This window comes from Streptomyces neyagawaensis (assembly GCF_023516595.1).
Lineage (GTDB): Bacteria > Actinomycetota > Actinomycetes > Streptomycetales > Streptomycetaceae > Streptomyces > Streptomyces neyagawaensis.
Window position 1 is genome coordinate 1 of sequence record NZ_JAMGBG010000076.1, and the last position, 19,741, is coordinate 19,741.

Annotated in this window: 17 protein-coding genes and 1 pseudogene; 4 read left to right on the forward strand and 14 right to left on the reverse strand. The window is 70.5% G+C overall.

Going from position 1 to position 19,741, the window contains the following annotated elements:
* The 4 genes and pseudogenes from M8J73_RS28360 to M8J73_RS28375 form a co-directional block, all read right to left on the reverse strand.
* Positions 1 to 530 (reverse strand): annotated as a pseudogene (locus M8J73_RS28360) (hypothetical protein); the annotation flags it as partial.
* A 160-nt stretch (positions 531 to 690) separates the two neighbouring features.
* On the reverse strand, positions 691 to 1,122 hold the full coding sequence (locus M8J73_RS28365) for a DUF6113 family protein (protein WP_055539354.1): 432 nt from the start codon (positions 1,120 to 1,122) through the stop codon (positions 691 to 693).
* Between the two features lie 64 nt (positions 1,123 to 1,186).
* Positions 1,187 to 2,119 (reverse strand): N-acetyl-1-D-myo-inositol-2-amino-2-deoxy-alpha-D-glucopyranoside deacetylase, encoded by a 933-nt coding sequence (gene mshB, locus M8J73_RS28370; RefSeq protein ID WP_055539355.1) that lies wholly within the window; start codon positions 2,117 to 2,119, stop codon positions 1,187 to 1,189.
* 95 nt (positions 2,120 to 2,214) lie between these two features.
* Positions 2,215 to 2,409, reverse strand: a complete 195-nt coding sequence (locus M8J73_RS28375) for a hypothetical protein (RefSeq protein WP_005480627.1) — start codon at positions 2,407 to 2,409, stop codon at positions 2,215 to 2,217.
* A gap of 225 nt (positions 2,410 to 2,634) precedes the next feature.
* Between M8J73_RS28375 and M8J73_RS28380 the strand changes: the two genes are divergently transcribed.
* Positions 2,635 to 4,752 carry a S9 family peptidase gene (locus tag M8J73_RS28380; protein ID WP_055539356.1) on the forward strand — a complete coding sequence of 706 codons (2,118 nt, stop codon included), beginning with the start codon at positions 2,635 to 2,637 and terminating at the stop codon, positions 4,750 to 4,752.
* 164 nt (positions 4,753 to 4,916) lie between these two features.
* On the opposite strand, the gene M8J73_RS28385 is transcribed toward M8J73_RS28380, so the two are convergent.
* Genes M8J73_RS28385 through M8J73_RS28405 form a run of 5 tightly spaced genes read right to left on the reverse strand, consistent with a single transcriptional unit; the run spans position 4,917 to position 10,616 of the window.
* Entirely contained in the window at positions 4,917 to 6,014 is a 1,098-nt protein-coding gene (locus M8J73_RS28385) for an ABC transporter ATP-binding protein (protein WP_249829245.1), read from the reverse strand.
* Entirely contained in the window at positions 5,983 to 6,990 is a 1,008-nt protein-coding gene (locus tag M8J73_RS28390) for an ABC transporter ATP-binding protein (RefSeq protein WP_249829246.1), read from the reverse strand. Before M8J73_RS28390 ends, M8J73_RS28385 begins: the two co-directional genes overlap by 32 nt.
* A gap of 9 nt (positions 6,991 to 6,999) precedes the next feature.
* Entirely contained in the window at positions 7,000 to 8,013 is a 1,014-nt protein-coding gene (locus M8J73_RS28395; RefSeq protein WP_055539301.1) for an ABC transporter permease, read from the reverse strand.
* Entirely contained in the window at positions 8,006 to 8,929 is a 924-nt protein-coding gene (locus M8J73_RS28400; protein WP_055539300.1) for an ABC transporter permease, read from the reverse strand. The genes M8J73_RS28395 and M8J73_RS28400 overlap by 8 nt, the downstream gene beginning before the upstream one ends.
* Before the next feature lie 49 nt (positions 8,930 to 8,978).
* The gene (locus tag M8J73_RS28405; RefSeq protein WP_055539299.1) at positions 8,979 to 10,616 is read right to left on the reverse strand and encodes a peptide ABC transporter substrate-binding protein; all 1,638 of its coding nucleotides are present in this window, start codon (positions 10,614 to 10,616) and stop codon (positions 8,979 to 8,981) included.
* A 442-nt stretch (positions 10,617 to 11,058) separates the two neighbouring features.
* Here M8J73_RS28405 and M8J73_RS28410 point away from each other — a divergent pair, with 442 nt between their 5' ends.
* Genes M8J73_RS28410 through M8J73_RS28420 form a run of 3 tightly spaced genes read left to right on the forward strand, consistent with a single transcriptional unit; the run spans position 11,059 to position 14,931 of the window.
* Positions 11,059 to 12,090 carry an ABC transporter permease gene (locus tag M8J73_RS28410; RefSeq protein ID WP_055539298.1) on the forward strand — a complete coding sequence of 344 codons (1,032 nt, stop codon included), beginning with the start codon at positions 11,059 to 11,061 and terminating at the stop codon, positions 12,088 to 12,090.
* Positions 12,091 to 12,147: 57 nt separating this feature from the next.
* Complete coding sequence (locus tag M8J73_RS28415) at positions 12,148 to 13,914, forward strand: ABC transporter substrate-binding protein (protein WP_055539297.1); 1,767 nt, start codon at positions 12,148 to 12,150, stop codon at positions 13,912 to 13,914.
* 33 nt (positions 13,915 to 13,947) lie between these two features.
* Positions 13,948 to 14,931: an ABC transporter permease gene (locus tag M8J73_RS28420; RefSeq protein WP_055539296.1), complete on the forward strand. Its 984-nt coding sequence runs from the start codon at positions 13,948 to 13,950 to the stop codon at positions 14,929 to 14,931.
* 317 nt (positions 14,932 to 15,248) lie between these two features.
* On the opposite strand, the gene M8J73_RS28425 is transcribed toward M8J73_RS28420, so the two are convergent.
* From M8J73_RS28425 to M8J73_RS28445, 5 genes are all read right to left on the reverse strand, one after another.
* A complete protein-coding gene (locus M8J73_RS28425; protein WP_249829247.1) occupies positions 15,249 to 16,364 on the reverse strand; it encodes a zeta toxin family protein in 1,116 nt (371 codons plus the stop codon).
* Positions 16,361 to 16,660, reverse strand: a complete 300-nt coding sequence (locus M8J73_RS28430) for a hypothetical protein (protein ID WP_055536914.1) — start codon at positions 16,658 to 16,660, stop codon at positions 16,361 to 16,363. Before M8J73_RS28430 ends, M8J73_RS28425 begins: the two co-directional genes overlap by 4 nt.
* 7 nt (positions 16,661 to 16,667) lie before the next feature.
* The gene (locus tag M8J73_RS28435) at positions 16,668 to 17,384 is read right to left on the reverse strand and encodes an HAD-IA family hydrolase (protein ID WP_240500914.1); all 717 of its coding nucleotides are present in this window, start codon (positions 17,382 to 17,384) and stop codon (positions 16,668 to 16,670) included.
* Positions 17,385 to 17,508: 124 nt separating this feature from the next.
* Complete coding sequence (locus M8J73_RS28440; protein ID WP_055536912.1) at positions 17,509 to 18,651, reverse strand: ABC transporter ATP-binding protein; 1,143 nt, start codon at positions 18,649 to 18,651, stop codon at positions 17,509 to 17,511.
* A 14-nt stretch (positions 18,652 to 18,665) separates the two neighbouring features.
* Entirely contained in the window at positions 18,666 to 19,727 is a 1,062-nt protein-coding gene (locus M8J73_RS28445) for an ABC transporter ATP-binding protein (RefSeq protein WP_055536911.1), read from the reverse strand.
* Between the last annotated feature and the right edge of the window lie 14 nt (positions 19,728 to 19,741).

The following is a 19,741-nucleotide window of genomic DNA, read 5'->3' on the forward strand; positions in this document are numbered from 1 at the left end:
GCGCCGGGCGGCCTGCCTGCGCCGTTGCCGCCGCCGGGACGGGGGGCCGGGCCGCCGGCCGCGGCCGCCGCACCGGCGGAGAACCCGGCGCCATTGCTGTGGCCGCCGCTCGGGCCCTTGCCCGCGGGGGCGCTCTTGCGTGGCGCGAACCAGTCGCTCGCCGGCTTGTCGTCGGCCGCCGGGGACGGCTCCGGCACGGGTGCCGGGGTGTTCGTCAGCACGGGCATGGCCGTGGTGCCGGTGGTCTCCGACTCGGAGCCGGCGTCGTCCGCCGGGACCTCGCCGTCACCGACCGGCTTGCGCACGACGACCGGCGGGATGGGCCGGGACCCGGGGATGTTGATCCGGACCCGGGTCGTCAGCGTGGTTTCGGTCTTGGGGCCGTCCGGCCGCTCGCCTGCGGCCGACCGGGCCGCTTCGGCACCGGCCTCGGTGGCCATGGGTGTGCCGTACGGCGGTGTCCCCGACGGGTACGCGGTGCTGCCGCGCCCATTGGCCCCGGAGGACGAAGTGTCAGTTTCACGACTCAAGGCAGGTTCTCCCGGTTTGCTCCGCCGCCCGTCACGACCTCAACTCAGCGGGCAGCTCGGCGGCGCGCACCACCATACTGGCCACTTCCGGCGCGTATCCCACGACCGCGTGGGAAACCCACACCGGACCCGCACCCCCCGACTGCGGCGAAGTGGTACGTCACTTCCCAAGTCGGGCGTCGGACCCGGCCGGTTGCCGCCCCCACCCAAGGGTGGCGCACATCACAGCCACAGCCATGCCTCCGAGCAGGAAGAGATACGAGCCGACTCCCGCGGCGAAGAGGAAGTCGCCCTCCGGCCGGGTCGAGGTCAGCAGCACCACGGAGATCATCCAGCCGGCGGCCGGCGCAACGGCCCCCGCCCGGCCGCCCGTCGCCCGGGCGCCGCCCAGGAAGAGCCCGGCCGCGGCGATCAGCGCCAGCAGCAATCCGAGCGGGAACCAGGCCGCTTGGGCGAGCCCGCCCGCCACCCCGAGCACGGCTCCCAGCAGCAGGAGGCCCAGGTAGGCGGCGATCCGAGGGAGCGAGGGCAGGGTCAACGGCTGGGCGAGCATGCTGCCTTGTCCGCCCGCGGGCGGCTGGGTCGGCTTCATCGCGCGACCGCCTCTCGGCCGTCGCACGGACGTGCCACTCGTTCGTCATACACAGTCGTACGCATCACAGGCCCGTTCCGTTCTGGACTTCCTCGAAAGACCTGCCGGGAATCCCCTCGAACAAGTCGTTCTCCCGGCTGCCGCCTTCGCGTCTGCCGCGCACCAACTCGTAGTACTCGGTGGTGAGGAGGGGCTGGGCCAGCTCGTTGGAGAGGACGAAGTAGGGTTCGGCGACCTCGATCTGGGTGGCGTGGGCGCGCATCGCGGCGGCCTTCGCTGCCGCGAAGCCGGTGCCGTCGATCTCGGTGGTGACGAGGTGGTCGTCCACCACGCCCGGCACCTCGGTGACGTCGGCGGCCCGCTCGAAGGGCAGCCGGCCGGGTTCGGCGAGGTCGCGGCGGAGCCGGGCGAAGCCCTCGACGATCACACCGCGCGGCACCCGGTTCCAGTAGACCTTGTCGATCTCCCAGGGGGCGCCCAGGTCGGGGCGGAAGCCGGGGTCGGCGGCGAGGTCGACGGCGCGCATGGCGACGCGGTGGGCCTGGATGTGGTCGGGGTGGCCGTAGCCGCCGTTCGGGTCGTAGGTCACGAGGACCTGGGGGCGCACCTCGCGGACGACCGCCACGAGGTGGGCGGCGGCCTCGTCGACGTCGGCGGACCAGAAGGCGCCGGGCCGCTCGTTCTGCTCGACGCCCATCATCCCGGAGTCGCGGTAGCGGCCGGGGCCACCGAGGAAGCGGTGGTCGGTGACGCCGAGTTCCTTCATGGCCTCGGCCAGCTCGCCCACCCGGTAGGGGCCCAGGGCGTCGTCGCGGTCGGGCGCGAGATGCGCGAGGTGGGGCGGGATGACCTCGCCCTCCTCACCGAGGGTGCAGGTCACCAGCGTCACCCGTGCTCCCTCGGCCGCGTACTTGGCCATGGTCGCGCCGTTGTTGATCGACTCGTCGTCCGGGTGCGCGTGCACCAGGAGCAGTCGGCGGGCGGGCAGATCGGTCATGGGCCCACCCTACGAGGCGCCCGATCCGTGCCCGCGCGGGGCGCGGGCATTCACCAGGACGGGTGCGAGGGCGGGCCCGGGGGCGGCCTGAGGTCTCAGAACTTGATGCTGCCGATCATGCCCGCGATGTTGGTGGTCAGCTCGCTGATCGTCGGCGCGATGGTCGAGGAGGCGAGGTAGAACCCGAGCAGGATGCAGATGATCGCGTGTGGTGCCTTCAGCCCTGACTTCTTGATCAGGATGAAGACGATGATCGCCAGCAGCACCACCGCCGAAATCGAGAGTGCCACGGCGGCTCACCTCCAAAAAGTTCCCTGGGACCTGGGGAGTGAAGCAGTTGTCGAACGGCGACGGTGAGAACGTCGTCGGACGATGACGCGGGTGACGCAGTTGTGAATCCGTACAGCGGCCAGCAGGTTCATACCCACTCAGCGGTAGTGATCATAACTATCCAAACGCGCGCATCGATCGGCGCACGGCCGCACAAGGGGGCGCATGGCCAATATGGTCGGCACATGACGACCGAGCCCGAGTCCTTCCCCCGTCGGCACGCCCGGACACAGCGGTTCAGCCTCGGCGCGCCGCGCGCGTTCTCCGTCGCTCCCGATGGTTCCCGTGTCGTGTTCCTGCGTTCCTCGTCCGGTACCGACCGGGCCAACAAGCTGTGGGTACTGGACCTCCCGGAGGGTGCCGAGCGGATGGCGGCCGACCCGGGGGCGCTGCTGCGCGGCTCGTCCGAGGAATTGTCCACCGAGGAACGGGCGCGCCGCGAGCGCAGCCGTGAGGGCGGCGCCGGCATCGTCGGCTATGCCACCGACGCGGCCGTGGAGTTGGCCTCTTTCGCCTTGTCAGGGCGGCTTTTCGTGGCGGAGTTGCGGGCCGGTACGGCACGGGGACTCGACGTCCCGGGACCGGTGATCGACCCGCGCCCCTCCCCCGACGGCCGGTACGTCGCGTACGTCGCCCGCGGCACGCTGCGGGTGGTGGAGGCGGAGGGCGGCGACGACCGGGCGCTCACCGAGGAGGGCACGGAGAACGTCACCCACGGTCTGGCGGAGTTCATCGCGGCCGAGGAGATGGGCCGTTCACGTGGTTTCTGGTGGTCGCCGGAGTCGGACCGGCTGCTTGTGGCGCGTGTGGACGACACGCCGGTGCGTCGCTGGTGGATCTCGGACCCCGCGCAGCCGGAAAGGGACCCGCGGCGGGTGGCGTATCCGGCGGCCGGCACCGCCAACGCGGAGGTGCGGCTCTTCGTGATCGACCTGGCGGGGACGCGCACGGAGGTCGTGTGGGACCGGGCCCGCTATCCGTATCTGGCGCATGTGCACTGGTCAGGGGCGGGGGCGCCGCTGCTCCTTGTGCAGGCGCGGGACCAGCGCAGCCAGCTGTTCCTGGCGGTGGACCCGGACACCGGGGCGACCCGGATGGTGCACGCCGACGAAGATCCACATTGGCTTGATCTTTTCCCCGGAGTGCCTTCGTGGAGTCCGTCGGGGCAGCTCGTGCGTGTCGCGGACGAGGGCGGCGCGCGGGTGCTGGCGGTGGGCGAACGCCCTCTGACGGGACCGCAGTTGCACGTCCGGGCGGTGCTGGACGTGTCCGACGACGATGTACTGGTCTCGGCGTCGGCGGGCGAGAGGGCGGCCGAGCCGGAGATCGGCCAGGTGCACGTCTACCGCGTGAACGAGCTGGGAGTGGAGCGGGTCTCCGAGGAGCCCGGCGTGCACTCCGCGGTGCGTTCCGGCGGTGTGACGGTCCTGGTGTCCGCCGTGCCCGACCGGGCGGGGTCCCAGGTGCGGGTGCTGCGGGAGGGCAAGCAGGTGGCCACCGTGGCGACTTGCGCGGAAGACCCCGGTATGTCCCCGCGCGTACAGTTCACACAGGGGGGCGCACGCCGCGTACCGTGCGCCCTGCTTATGCCGACGGACTACGACGGCGTCACACCCCTGCCGGTCCTCATGGACCCCTACGGCGGTCCGCACGGCCCCCGGGTGCTGGCGGCACACAACGCGCACCTCACCTCGCAGTGGTTCGCCGACCAGGGTTTCGCGGTGGTGGTCGCCGACGGGCGGGGCACGCCCGGCCGCTCCCCCGCGTGGGAGAAGGCGATCGACGGCGACTTCACGCTCTCCCTGGACGACCAGGTGGACGCGCTGCAGGACCTCGCGCGGTCGCATCCCCTCGATCTGTCACGGGTGGCGATCCGCGGCTGGTCGTTCGGCGGCTGGCTGGCCGCCCTGGCCGTACTGCGCCGACCGGACGTCTTCCACGCCGGGATCGCGGGCGCCCCGGTCACCGACTGGCGGCTGTACGACACCCACTACACGGAGCGGTATCTCGGCGACCCGGCCGCGAACCCGGAGGCGTACACGGGGAGTTCGCTGGTGACGGACGGCGGGCTCTCCTCGCCCGAGCCGCCGCACCGGCCGCTGATGATCGTGCACGGCACGGCCGACGACAACGTGGTCTTCGCCCACGCCCTGCGGCTGTCCTCCGCGCTCCTCGCGGCCGGCCGCCCGCACGAGGTGCTGCCGCTTTCCGGGGTCACGCACATGACCCCGCAGGAACAGGTGGCGGAGAACCTGCTGTTGCTCCAGGTGGACTTCCTGAAGCGGTCGCTGGGTCTGGAGTAGGAACCGGGGAGCGGGCACAGCAACGGGCCGGGGCGACATGGCGCGCCCCGGCCCGTTTACGGCACCCGCACGGCCGTACGCTGTTCAGCTTCGCGCGTCCGTATATCGGAACGACGTCAGTCAAGTTGCCTGCTTGTTAACGCGATTGGTGTGCGTTTGTACCGCTATACGGCTCCCCCGGCATGATCGTCCGGCGGTTCTTCCAGCGGTTCTTCCGGCGGGACGACCTGCTTCTCCTCCGCGAAGTGGCAGGCGGAGTCATGGGCGGCCGGACCGAACCCGTGCCGGAACTCCGCCGGGACCGCGAGCGACGGCACCTCCCGCTCGCACTTCTCGCGGGCCTTCCAGCAGCGGGTGCGGAAGCGGCACCCGGAGGGGATGTTCGTCGGGGAGGGCACATCGCCGAAGAGGATGATCCGTTCGCGGTGCTCCCGGGCCTCGGGGTCGGGGACGGGCACGGCGGACAGCAGCGCCTGGGTGTAGGGGTGGGTGGGGTGGTCGTAGATCTCGGCGTCGCGGCCGATCTCGACGATCCGGCCGAGGTACATCACGCCCACCCGGTCGGAGATGTGCCGCACGATCGACAGGTCGTGCGCGATGAAGACGTAACTCAGCCCGAACTCCCCCTGGAGCCGCTCCAGCAGGTTGATCACCTGGGCCTGGACGGACACGTCGAGCGCGGAGACCGGTTCGTCGGCCACGATGATCTCGGGGCGGAGCGCCAGCCCGCGGGCGATGCCGATGCGCTGGCGCTGGCCGCCGGAGAACTGGTGCGGATAGCGGTTGACGTACTCGGGGTTGAGGCCGACCACATCGAGGAGTTCCTGCACCCTGCGCCGCCGGTCGCCCTTGGGGGCGACCTCGGGGTGGATGTCGTACGGCTCGCCGATGATGTCGCCGACCGTCATCCGGGGGTTGAGGGAGGTGTACGGGTCCTGGAAGACCATCTGGATGTTGCGGCGCACCGCCTTCAGGGCCCTGCCCGAGAGCTTGGTGATGTCCTCGCCCTTGTACTTGATCGTCCCGGCGGTGGGCCGCTCCAGGTTGACCAGCATCCTGGCCACGGTCGACTTGCCGCAGCCGGACTCGCCGACGATGCCGAGGGTCTCCCCCGCGCCTAGCGTGAAGTCCACCCCGTCCACGGCCTTCACCGCGCCGACCTGCTTCTTGAACAGCACACCCTGGGTCAACGGGAAGTGCTTGACCAGTCCACTGACCTCCAGGATCGGCTCAACCGTTGACGTGGCGGTCGACTCGGTCATCAAGGCACTCCCTCCAGAAGTGGCAGGCGCTCACCCGGGTGCCGTCCGAGGGGGTCACCTCGTACAGCGGGGGCACGTCGGTGCGGCACACGTCGCGGGCCATGGGGCAGCGCGGGTGGAAGGCGCAGCCGGGTGGGATCTTCGTGAGGTTGGGCGGGAGGCCCTTGATGGCGTAGAGCTCCTGGCCCTTCTGGTCCAGGCGCGGGATGGAGTCGAGCAGGCCGCGGGTGTACGGGTGGGCGGGGGCCTTGTAGATGTCGTGGACGGGGGCGGACTCCACGATGCGGCCGGCGTACATGACGGCGATGCGGTCGGCGACGTCCGCGACGACGCCGAGGTCGTGGGTGATGAGGATGAGGCCCATGTCCAGTTCGCGGCGCAGCTCCGCGAGGAGGTCCATGACCTGGGCCTGGACGGTGACGTCGAGGGCCGTCGTCGGTTCGTCGGCGATGATCAGGGAGGGCTCCAGGGCCAGCGCCATCGCGATCATGATGCGCTGGCGCATACCGCCGGAGAACTGGTGGGGGTAGTCCCGTACGCGTTCCTTCGCGGCCGGGATGCGGACCCGGTCCATCAGCTCGACGGCCTTGGCGCGGGCGTCCTTCTTCGACATGCCCCGGTGCACGACGAACATCTCGCCGAGCTGGTCGCCCACGGTGAGGACGGGGTTCAGGGCCGAGAGCGCGTCCTGGAAGATCATCGCCATCTCGGCGCCGCGTACCTTCCGGCGTTCGTCCTCCTTGAGCTTCAGCAGGTCCCGGCCCTTGAAGAGGATCTCGCCGCCGGTGATCCGCCCCGGCGGCATGTCGAGGATCCCCATGATCGCCTGCGCGGTGACCGACTTCCCCGACCCGGACTCCCCGAGCACCGCGAGCGTCTGTCCGGCGTCGACCGCGTACTCGACCCCGTTGACCGCCTTGGCGATCCCGTCCCGCGTCCTGAACTCCACCCGGAGATCACGCACTTCGAGCAGCATGACGACGGCTCACCTCAGCTTCGGGTCGAGGGCGTCGCGGACCGCGTCGCCGAGCATGATGAACGCCAGGACGGTGATCGCGAGGGCGCCGGAGGGCCACAGCAGGGCGTGCGGGGCGTTGCGGATGTACGGCGAGGCGGCGGAGATGTCGATGCCCCAGGAGACGCTGGGCGGCTTCAGACCGACCCCGAGGTAGGACAGGGTGGCCTCCAGGGCGATGTAGGTGCCCAGCGCGATGGTGGCGACGACGATGACCGGGGCCACGGCGTTCGGGGTGATGTGCCGCAGCAGCATGCGGGAGTTGGAGGCGCCGAGCGCGCGGGCGGCCTGGACGTAGTCGTTCTGCTTGGCGGTGATGACGGAGCCGCGGGCGATGCGGGAGATCTGCGGCCAGCCCAGCAGCACCATGAACCCGATCACCGGCCAGACGCTGTTGCTGGTGACCACCGACAGCAGCACCAGACCGCCGAGCACCACCGGGATGGCGAAGAAGACGTCGGTGATCCGGGACAGGAACGAGTCGGAGATCCCGCCGAAGAAGCCGGCGAGCCCGCCGAGCACCGACCCGAGGATCGCGACGCCGAGCGTGGCGCAGACGCCGACGGAGATCGAGATCCGTGCCCCGTACACGGTCCGCGTGTACACGTCGCAGCCCTGGCCGTCGAAGCCGAAGGGATGGCCCGGCTGCGAGCCCTCCTGGGCCTTGGAGAGGTCGCACTTGAGGGGGTTGCCGGAGGCGATCAGCGACGGCCACAGGGAGATGACGACGAGGAAGAGGATCACGAGCGCCGAGATGATGAAGACGGGGTTGCGGCGCAGGTCGCGCCAGGCGTCGGACCAGAGGCTGCGGGCCTTGTCCGCCGGGCCGCCGGCGTCGGCGTTGCCGAGGCCCTTCTCCAGGGTCTCGCCCTCGGTGGTGGCCAGATCCATGGTGCCGTCCTGCCCCGTCGCGGCGATCGCCCCGCCCTCGGGGGCGCGCTGGCCGCCCGACACGTGCGGCTCCTCGGGCAGCGGCTCAGGCATAGCGGATCCTCGGGTCGAGTACGGCGTAGAGGAGGTCGACGAGCAGGTTGGCGAGGAGGAACACGAGGACGAGGACGGTCACGAAGCCGACGACGGTCTGGGTGTTCTGGCGGAGGATGCCCTGGTAGAGCTGGTAGCCGACGCCGTGGATGTTGAAGATCCGCTCGGTGACGATGGCCCCGCCCATCAGGGCCCCGATGTCGGTGCCGATGAAGGTGACCACCGGGATCAGGGAGTTCCGCAGCAGGTGCTTGCGGATGACCCGGTGCCGGGGCAGGCCCTTGGCGACGGCGGTGCGGACGTAGTCGCCGCGGGCGTTCTCCGCGATCGAGGTACGGGTCAGCCGGGTGACGTACGCGAGGGAGACGGAGGCGAGGACGAGTCCGGGGACGATCAGCTCGTCGAAGGGGGCGTCGGAGGAGACCGACGGGCTGATCCAGCCCCACTCCACGCCGAGCAGCAGCTGGAGCAGCAGACCGGTGACGAAGGTGGGGACCGAGATGACGACCAGGGTGGTCAACAGGACGCCGGTGTCGACGGGCCGGCCGCGGCGGAGCCCGGTGACGACGCCGAGCGTGATGCCGATGACGATCTCGAAGAGGATCGCGACGATCGTCAGCCGGATGGTGACCGGGAAGGCGGAGGCCATCAGCTCGGTGACCTCCTGCCCGTTGAAGGCGGTGCCGAAGTCGCCGGTGAAGACGTTGCCCATGTAGGTCAGGTATTGCTGCCACACGGGCTTGTCGAGGCCGAACTCCCTGCGGAGCTGGGCGGCGGTCGCCGGGTCGCACTCCCGGTCGCCGCACAGGCCCGCGATGGGGTCGCCCATGACGTTCACCATCAGGAAGATCAGGAGGGTGGCGCCCACGAAGACCGGGATCATCTGCAGCAGGCGCCGGATCACATACCGTCCCATGCGGGCTCCGGAGGTAGTGGGTGGGCGCCGGGGCGCCCGCCCGGACGGCTCAGCTGACCTTGATCTGGTCGTACACCGGCACGCTGAACGGGTTCAGCGACACATTGGAGAGCCGTTCGGAGTAGCCCGCGCTGCCGTTCTGGTACCAGAGCGGGATGGCGGCCATGTTGTCCCGGACGACCTCCTCGGCCTGCTGGAACTTCTCCACGGCCTTCGCGGTGTCCTCCTCGGCGTTGGCCTCGTCGACGAGCTTGTCGAAGTCGGCGTTGGACCACTTGCCGTCGTTGGAGGAGGCGTTGGTGTAGTACAGCGGCTGGAGGAAATTCTGGATGAGCGGGTAGTCCATCTGCCAGCCGGCGCGGAACGGGCCGCTCATCTTCCGCTGGGTGATCTGGTTGCGGTAGTCGGCGAAGGTGCCGACCGGGTTGCCGACGCACGCCTGGTCGTTGTCGAGGGCGTTGTTGATGGAGTTGCAGACGGCGTCGACCCACTGCTTGTGGGAGCCGGTGTCCGCGTTGTACGTGATCTTGACCTGGCCGCCGGGGAGGCCGCCACCCTCCTTGATCAGCTTCTTGGCCGCGTCCGCGTCGTACTCGCAGGCGTCACCGCACAGGCCCTCCTTGTAGCCGCCCTCCTCGCCGAGCACGGGTGAGGTCCAGTCGGTGGCGGGGGTGCGGGTCTTCTGGAAGATGGTGTCGGTGATCTGCTCGCGGTCGATCGCGCGGGACAGGCCCTCGCGGACCTTCTCCGATCCGGGCTTGTTCCAGGCCTGGTCGTAGAACGGGAAGGACAGCGTCTGGATGATGCCGGCAGGGGTGTTGATGTACCGGTTGCCGAGGTCGGCCTTGACGTTCTTCAGCTGGGCGGCGGGGACGTCGTCGACGAGGTCGAGGTTGCCGGCCATCAGGTCGGTGTAGGCGGTGTTGTTGTCCGTGTAGACCTTCAGGTCCACGCCGCCGTTCTGGGCCTTGTCCCCGCCGGGGTAGCCGTCCCATTTCCGTACCGACAGCTGGGAGCCCTTGGTGTACGAGTCGACGGCGTACGGGCCGTTGCCGACGGGCTTGCTCAGCCAGGCGTCGTGGTCGGTGAAGAACGACTGGGGCAGCGGGGCGTACGCGTTGTAGCCGAGGGTGTCGGGGAACGTCGAGAACTTCTGCGTCAGCGCCACGGTGAACGTCCGGTCGTCGACGACCTTCAGGCCCGAGAGGGTGTCGGCGGTCTGCTTGCTGCCGTCGTCCGGGTGGGTCTTGTCGTAGCCCTGGATGTACTCGAAGAAGTACGCGTTCTTCTGGTTGTTCTTCAGGCTGGCCCCGTAGTTCCACGCGTCCACGAAGGACTTGGCGGTGACCTTCTCGCCGTTGCTGAAGGTCCAGCCGTCCTTGACGGTGATCGTGAAGTTCTGCGAGTCCGTCGTCTCGATCTTCTCGGCGAGCATGTCCTCGGCCTCGCCGGTCTTCGGGTCGTACTGCTTCAGCCCTCGGAAGATCATCGAGAGGACCTTGCCGCCCTGCACCTCGTTGGTGTTGGCCGGCTCCAGCGGGTTCTGCGGGTCACCCCAGGAGGAGCTGAGCACCGCGCCGCTGTCACCGCCGCCGCTGCCGCCGCCGTCCCCACCGCCGCAGCCGGTCGCGGTGAGCGCCACCGCGACCGCGCCCGCGGCCCATCTGGCATGCGTGGCTCCGCGCATGGAGTGCCTCCTCCTCAGTGATCCCGTTACCGGCCAATATCGGCGGAGAGCACGCATACCGCACGTCTGCGGGGTCCGTAAGAGGGGCACCGGGCAGGGGCACCGAGAAGGGCACCGGGAGCGCGGTCGTGACGGCGTGACACATTCGGCGGGGCACATTCGGCGGGGCGCGTTCGTCGGCGTGGGTCCGGCTTCGGCCGGTAAGAGCGGGGTTCGGGGCGGTAAGAGCGGAGTTCGGGGTGGCCCTCGGGCCGGTCATGGCGGGGCCAAGGGGCGTCAACCGGTGGGCCAGCCGCTGGTCAAGGGGCAAAAGTCCAGCTCAAAGCCGTGGAAGGCGCATTGACGCGGCGCGGGGCGAGTTGAAGGGTCACGTCAGGGACGCCCGTCACCCGGGCGCCCCCCACCTCACGCTCGTCCCTGACACCTGCGGGCCGGGAGCGCCATGACCTCGCCGATACCCTCCGCCGCCACGCCGTACGAGGCGGCCCCCGACACCGGTGCCGCACCCCCGGCGTCCACCGCTCCGCCCCGCGGCGGCGGCACCAGCTCGCCCGGCCGGATCGCCTGGCGGCGGTTTCGCCGGGACCGCGCCGGGGTCGTGTCGGCGTACATCGTGCTGCTGTTCTTCGTCGCGGGCATCGGCGCCCCGCTGATCGCGAAGGTGTACGGCAAGGACCCGTACACGACGTACGGGCAGAACCAGCCGGGCCTGCTCAACCAGTTCGGCTTCCCGATCGCGCCCAACGGCGGGATCAGCGGCGACTTCTGGTTCGGCGTCGAACCGCAGCTCGGCCGGGACGTCCTCACCCTCCTCCTCTACGGCATCCGCAACTCCCTGCTGATCGCCACCGCGACCACCCTCCTGGTCACCGCCCTCGGCATCACGGTGGGCATCACGGCCGGCTACCACGGCGGCCGGGTCGACAACCTGGTCGGCCGGCTCGTCGACATCCTGCTGGCGTTCCCCTCCACGCTGTTCTTCATCGCCATGTGGCCGGTGCTGATCTCGATCCTGGTCCGGCCCGACCAGAACACCCCCACCTGGCTGACGGTCGTGAGCCTGATCGCGGTGATGACCGCGTTCGGCTGGGCACCGATCGCCCGGCTGCTGCGCGGCGAGGTGCTCGCCCTGCGCGAGCGGGAGTTCGTGGAGGCGGCCAAGGTCACCGGCGCCTCCGCGGCCCGGATCGTCTTCCGGGAGCTGCTGCCCAACCTGTGGACGCCGATCCTCGTGCAGGCGACCCTGGCGCTGCCCATGTACGTCACCACGGAGGCGGCCCTCGCCTTCCTCGGCGTCGGGCTGAGCGACCCCACGCCCGACTGGGGCGTGATGATCCAGCGCGGCGCGCAGGTCTACCAGAACGACATCACGTACATGCTCTTCCCCGGCCTGTCGATGGTGATCTTCGTGATCGCGTTCAACCTGCTCGGCGACTCGGTCCGCGACGCGCTCGACCCGAAGGCCAGACGCTGAGCCCCCTCTCTCCCTCCGGGCTTCACCCTCCTCACCCCTGATTCAGGCAGGACACCCATGTCGATCTCCCGCAGAAACTTCGTCATCGCCGGCTCGGTCGCGGCGGCCGGCGGCTCCCTGGTCCTCAGCGCGTGCAGCAGCGGGGGCGGCGGCGCCCAGGGCGGCTCGGCCGCCTCCGCCTCGTACTCCAAGGTGACCGTCGGCACGGCGAAGGACTCCACCGGCCCGGCACCGGAGGTCACCGGGGCCCGCAAGGGCGGGACCCTCCACGCGCTCGGCCCCGACGACTTCTCCCACCTCGACCCGCAGCGCATCTACTTCGCCTGGAACTCCACGGTCGCGAACCTCTACGTCCGCTGCCTCACCGGGTACCGGATCGCCCCGAACGGCTCCATGAAGCTCGTCGGCGACCTCGCCACCGACACCGGCACCATGACGGACGGCGGCCGGACCTGGACGTTCACCCTCAAGGACGGCCTGAAGTGGGAGGACGGCAGCGAACTGACCGTCGACGACGTACGGCACGGCATCGAGCGCGGCTTCGCGAGCTTCACCACCGAGGGCGCCACCTACGTCCAGACCTGGCTCACCGGCTCCACCGACTTCCGCTCCCTGTACAAGGGCCCGTACGGCGGCAAGCACCTCGACTCGGTCGTCACGGACACCGCGAAGAAGACCATCACCTTCCAGCTGAAGACGGCCCGCCCCGACCTCAACTGGGCGCTGGCGATGCACTCCTACGGAGCCGTGCCGGTCGCGCACGACAGCAAGGAGAAGTACGACAAGGACCCGGTCTCCTGCGGCCCGTACCGGATCAAGCAGCACTCCGTCGACAAGTCCATGACCCTGGTGCGCAACACGCACTGGGATCCGACGACGGACCCCATCCGCACGGCCTACCCGGACTCCGTGGTCTTCGAGTTCGGCCCGGAGGCGCTCCAGGCCACCGACCGACTGATCGCCGACTCCGGGACCGACCAGTACGCCGTCATGGCCTACAGCGGTGTCCCGGCGGAACGCATCCAGAAGGTCATCGGCACCCCCGACCTCCAGAAGCGCACGGTCAACGGCCTGCTGACGGGCCTGTACTACTACGCGATCAACTGCCGCCGCATCAAGGACGTCAAGGTGCGCCAGGCCCTCAACCACGCCTGGCCCCTGGAGCAGATCCGCTCCATCTACGGCGGCCCGTCCGCCGGTGACTACGCGACGACCGTCCTCAGCCCGGACATCGCGGGGAGGGTGAAGTTCGACGTGTACGGCAAGCTCAAGAACCCGCGCGGGGACACGGCCAAGGCCAGGTCGCTGCTGAAGGCGGCCGGGAAGCTCGGCCAGAAGATCGTCTACACCTATCCGCAGGGCGGCAACGACGCGTACGACAAGACCAAGGTGGTCATCGTCAACGCGCTGAAGGAGGCGGGCTTCGACCCGGTCGTGAAACCGGTGGAGTCCACCAGCTACTACGACCAGGTCGGGCAGATCGACAACACGTTCGACGTCATGTGGTACGGCTGGTCGCCGGACTGGCCCGCCGCCTACACCCTGATCCAGCCCCTCTTCGACGGCGCGACCATCGCCGACAACGCCCCCAACGTCTCGCAACTGAACGTCGGCTGGGTCAATACGGCGATCAAGAAGGACGCCGGCATCGCGGACACCGTCAAGCAGGAGGCGGCCTGGGCGGCGCTCGACAAGGAGATCATGGCCAAGGAGGCGCCGATCATCCCGGAGACCTACCAGCGGCGCTACTACCTGTACGGAACCAAGGTGGGCGGCGCCCAGTTCGACCCGCTGTTCTCGGCGTTCCTCATCTACAAGCTGTAGGCCAAGTCCTGAGCCCGAGGATCCCGGTCGGCCATGCTCCGTTTCGTCGCACGCCGGACGCTGAGCGCGCTGCTGATCCTCCTGGTCATCAGCGCCCTCACGTTCGCCCTCTTCTACGTCGCCCCGCGCGACCCCGCCCGCGCCGCCTGCGGCAAGCTGTGCACCCCGCAGACGCTCGCCCTGGTCCGGCACAACCTCGGGATCGACGATCCGCTGCCGGTGCAGTACTGGCACTGGCTCACGGCCCTGTTCGTCGGCCGCGACTACACCGGGCTCGGCCGGTGCCCCGCGCCCTGCCTCGGCTACTCCTTCACCAACCACGAGCCGGTCCTCGGCCTGATCACCGACCGCTTCCCGACCACGCTCTCCCTCTCCCTCGGCAGCGCGGTCGTGTTCGTGCTGTTCGGGGTGGGCACCGGCATGGTCGCGGCGGTCCGGCAGGGCCGTGCACTGGACAAGATCGCGTCCTCCGCGTCCCTGGTCGGCTCGTCGCTGCAGATCTACATCGTCGGGGTGGTCGCCATGTACTACCTCTCCGACCAGTGGCGGCTGCTCCCCCGCCCCTCCGACGCGGTCGGCTTCACCCAGGACCCGGCCGCCTGGTTCAAGGGGCTGCTGCTGCCCTGGCTGGTGCTGGCGCTCATCTTCACCGCCAACTACACCCGGATGACCCGCTCCCAGCTCGTCGAGACCCTCGCCGAGGACTATGTCCGCACGGCCCGCGCCAAGGGCCTGGGCCGCCGCACCGTCTTCTTCCGCTACGCCTGGCGCGGCGCGATGGGCCCCATCGTGACCATCCTCGGCCTCGACCTCGGCTACCTCCTCGGCGGCGCCATCATCACGGAGGAGACCTTCGGCCTCCACGGCATCGGAGCCCTGTCCATCAAGGCCGTACGCGACAACGACCTCCCCCTCCTCCTGGGCGTGGTCCTGGTCGCCGCGACCGCGATCGTGGTGGCGAACATCGTGGTGGACGCGGTGTACGCGGTGATCGACCCGAGGGTACGACTGGCGTAGGGGCCGGGGGGTGCGGTGGACGCGGGCGGGGTACGGGGATGCGCGGGGTAGGCGGTGCCCACGAGTGGGGCGCGGCGATCGTCTCGTCGGGCGGTGGCCCCCCGGCCGGGGACCGGAGTCACGCACCCACTTCCCGCGCCGTCACCACCGCGGCCAGCCCACCCCGCTCACCCCGGCGCCCGCCAAGGGCCGTTGTCAGGCATCCGCTTCCCGCGCGGTCGCCTCTGCGGTCAGCCCGCCTCCCTCACCTCTTCGCCCGGCCACCCTCACCTCTTCGCCCGGCCACCCTCACCTCTTCGCCCGGACACCTGGCCGACTCAGCGGCTTCGGGGCGGTCCTGGGGTCGGGGGTGGGGGCGGTGTGGTCGGGCGGTCGGGGGGTCGGGCGCCCGGCGTTGCCTGTGGCGCGGTCGTCCCCTGGGGGCGGTTCGCGGTGGTCCCCGGTGATCGCATGGTCGCCGCCGAGGAGATTCCGGGGCCCTGGGCGGCCGGTGCCCCCAGGCTCGTCCTCAGCCGGGACAGCCGGTCGGCCACCGCCGGGTCGGCGTACGGCCGGGCGGCGGCGATCGCGTCCGACACCAGCCCCCGCCAGCGCGGCCGGAGGGGCTCGCCCAGTTCCTCCGGCTTCACCTTGGCGAGCTTCTCGGCCGTGGTGGCGAACCACTCCGACTCGGCCCGCGTCCAGCCGCGCTCGCGTTCCGTGCGCAGCGCGGCATCCGTGCCGACGGGCCGCGTCCAGTCGCCGTCGGCGCCGAGCGTGTTGCGGTACAGGGCGGTGCCGTCGCGGCGGTAGACGGTCACCGAGTCCGCCAGCCGCTCCCCGTCGATGACCCGGGCGCTGGCGAGCACGCCGGGGAAGGAACGGTCGGGGTCCTCCACGAAACGGGCGCCGCCCTGGGCCATCCGGTCGGTGTGGTACCGCTCCAGCACCCCCAGCCGGCTGAGCGCGGAGCCGCCGGCCACGAACACCACGTCGATCTCGTACCCGGCCTCACGGAACCGGTTCAGCAGACGGCGGGTGCGCTCGGGGTCGTCCTGGGCGGTGTCGAAGAGCACGTCGAGCCGCCGGTCGACGGCGTCGCCGATCGCGGTCTCGACCCAGGCGCGGGCGTCGTGGTGGGTGTGGAAGCCCGCGGTGGTGTCGTCCGCGCGCAGCAGCTCGGGCCACTTCGGGTGGAGTTCGCGAATGGCATCGCTGGATATCCGCGCGACGTCCCGGTCGCCGATCAGCGCCCGCGCGACATTGGACTTCCCGGACCCCGGCTGCCCGCCCAGCACGGTCACCTTCGGCCGGGTGGACGCCTCTCCCACCAGCACGGCGGGCGCGACGACGTCCCGGTAGACCTGTGCGTGCCGCTCGGGCGACAGGGCGTGCAGCAGGGGGTCGGGGGCCTTCGGTTCCCCGGCCGTGCCCGGCGGCCGCCCGTCGGTCACCGGCCCTCCTCCACGGCCCGCCGGGCCACCGGCCCCAGCTCCTCGACCACACCGCGCAGCTCCGGCGGGCTCATCCTGCCCACGCGCCGCAGCAGCACGGCGTACCTCTCGCTGTCGGCCGTCCAGCGGGCCACCTGCTCCGGGTCCGGCTCGGCGGCCTCCCGCGCGAGGCGCAGCCGCTCCGCCGACCAGCCGGTCAGCAGACCGAGGATGCCCTCGGCCAAGTCCAGGTCCTGCGCGGTGTCCTCCGGGAGCAGGGAGAGGTCGTGGTCGCGCAGCTCGTCGGGTTCGGACATGGACGGATCACTCCTCGGTGACGCGTGACGTCGACGTCGCATCGGCTACGTCCTTCACCACGCCGTCCTCACCGGTCCCGGTTCCGCTCCCGGCCACCGCGCGCAGCACGGCCTCCGCGGCCTCCGCCAGCGACCCGAAACAGGCGTGGGCCGCGCCCAGTTCCCGGGCAGCGTGCGTGGAGGCCACCGCGTAGACGGTGCAGCCGGCCGCGATGCCCGCCGCGACGCCGGCGGGCGCGTCCTCGACGACGAGACAGCGGGCCGGATCGACGCCGAGCCGGGCCGCCGCGGTGCGGTACCCCTCCGGCGACGGCTTGCCCTCGGAGACGTCCTCGGCACACACCCGTACCCCGGGCACGACCAGCCCCGTGCGGGCGAGCCGGGCCCGGGTGGGCTCCGCGCGGCTGGAGGTGACGACGGCCCAGCGGCCCGCCGGCAGCGCGCGCAGCAGTTCGGCGGCCCCGGCGAAGGCCCGGAAGCCGGGTTCCTCGGCGGCCATCAGCCGGTCCAGTGCCCGGTGCTCCTCGGCGGGCTCCCGCTCGGGCGCCACCAGCCGCAGGATGTCCGCCCGGCGCCGCCCCTGTGTCGCCGCCCACACCGCCTCGGGGTCCAGCCCCCGCTGTCGCGCCCAGGCCCGCCAGACCCGGCTGTGCGCATCGGCGCTGTCGATCAGCACCCCGTCCACATCGAACAGAACGGCCTCGGCCGTCCGGCCCTCCGTCACGCGTCGCACCTGCTCGCCACCCCCGTACAGACGACTTCGCCGTGGACATTCGCCGTGGAAAGACGAAACAGCCCGGGGGCGGAGTCGTGCAACTCCGCCCCCGGGCCCCTGGATCGGTCGGCCGTCAGTCCTTGGCCGGCTTCGACTCGGCGTCGTCGGCCGTGTCCTTCTCCAGCGCCTTCAGCGCCGGGTCGAGCACGACGTCCTCGGCGCGGGCCTCCGTGGTGGGGTCCTCCGGGAAGTGGCAGGCCGTCAGGTGGCCGTCACGGTTGCCGGAGATCTGCAGCAGCGGCGGCTCCTCGCTGGCGCACTTGTCCTGCGCCTTCCAGCAGCGGGTGCGGAAGCGGCAGCCGGACGGCGGGGAGATCGGGGAGGGGACGTCGCCGTAGAGACGGATCCGCTCCTTGTCCCCGGCCTCGTCGTCGACCGCGACCTCGGGGACCGCGGAGAGGAGGGCGTGGGTGTACGGGTGGCGCGGCCGGTTGTAGATGGAGTCACGGTCGCCGACCTCGACCACCTTGCCGAGGTACATGACCGCGACGCGCTGCGAGAAGTGCCGGACGATCGCGAGGTCGTGGGCGATGAACAGGAAGGCGATGCCCAGCTCCTGCTGCACCTTCTGCAGCAGGTTCACCACCTGCGCCTGGATCGACACGTCCAGCGCGGAGACCGGCTCGTCCGCCACGATCAGCTTCGGGTTCAGTGCCAGGGCGCGGGCGACGCCGATGCGCTGGCGCTGGCCGCCGGAGAACTCGTGCGGGAAGCGGTTGTAGTGCTCCGGGTTGAGGCCGACCAGCTCCAGGAGCTCGCGGACCTTCTTCTCCTGGCCGCCCTCGGGCTCGATCCCGTTGACCTCCATCGGCGACTTGATGATGGAGCCGACGGTCTGCCGCGGGTTCAGCGAGGAGTACGGGTCCTGGAAGATCATCTGGATCTCGGACCGCACCGGCGCCAGCTGCCTGCGCGAGGCGTGGGTGATGTCCTGGCCCATGTAGCTGATCTTGCCGGCGGTCGGCTCCAGCAGCCGGGTGATCAGCCGGCCGGTGGTCGACTTGCCGCAGCCGGACTCGCCCACCAGGCCGACGCTCTCGCCGACGCCGACGGTCAGATCGACACCGTCGACGGCCTGCACGGCGCCGACCTTGCGCTTGATCGGGAAGCCGCCGTAGATGGGGAAGTGCTTGGTGAGCCCCTGCACCTCGAGGAGGGTCTCCGTCGAGGAGTCGGTGGGGCCCTGCTGTGCGGGGAGGGTGAGGTTGTCGCTCATGATCTCGGTTCTCCCTAGCGCAGCCGGGGCTGGATCTTGTCGATGAAGATGGTCTGCTTCTGCTCCGCGGTCAGGTGGCACGCGGCGGCGCGGCCGTCGGCGAGCGGCGGACGGGTGTCGCTGCACAGCGTGCCGGCGACCTCGTCCTTGAACGCGCACCGCGGGTGGAAGCGGCAGCCGGGGGGCGGGGTGAGCAGCGAGGGCGGCGAGCCGGGGATCGGCGTCAGCATCTCGTGGATGTCGCCGTCGAGGCGCGGCATCGAGCTGAGCAGGCCCCAGGTGTAGGGGTGCTGGGGCGTGCGCAGCACCTCCTTGACGCTGCCGCGCTCCACCGCGCGGCCCGCGTACATCACCAGCAGGTCGTCGGCCATGTTGGAGATGACGCCGAGGTCGTGGGTGATGAAGATGATCGCGGAGCCGAACTCCTGCTGGAGGTCCTTGAGCAGGTCGAGGATCTGGGCCTGCACGGTCACGTCGAGCGCGGTCGTGGGCTCGTCGGCGATCAGCAGGTCGGGGTCGCACATCAGCGCCATGGCGATCATCGCGCGCTGGCGCATACCGCCGGAGAACTGGTGCGGGTAGTCGTCGAAGCGCACCTTGGGCTGCGGGATGCCGACCTTCTCCAGCATCTGGATGGCCCGGTCCTTGGCCTCCTTCTTGGAGACGCCGCGGTGCTTCATGAACGGCTCGGACAGCTGCCGGCCCACCGTGTAGTACGGCGACAGGGCCGTCAGCGGGTCCTGGAAGATCATCGCCATCTTGTTGCCGCGGAGCTGCTCCAGCTCCTTGTCGGTGGCGGTGACGAGTTCCTGCCCGTCGAGCAGGATCTCACCGTCGATGGTGCTGGTCCTCGGGTTGTGCAGGCCCAGGATCGACAGGTTGGTGACGGACTTGCCGGAGCCGGACTCACCCACGATGCCCAGGGTCTTGCCGCGCTCGACGTCGAAGGAGAGCCCGTCGACGGCCTTGACGATGCCGTCCTCGGTGGAGAACTGCACCCGCAGGTCACGGACCGAGAGGAAGCTCTCGGGCCCGGTCGGGGCCGGGGCGTCCTCGGTCTTGGTCAGTGTGGTCACGGTGGTTCGTTCTT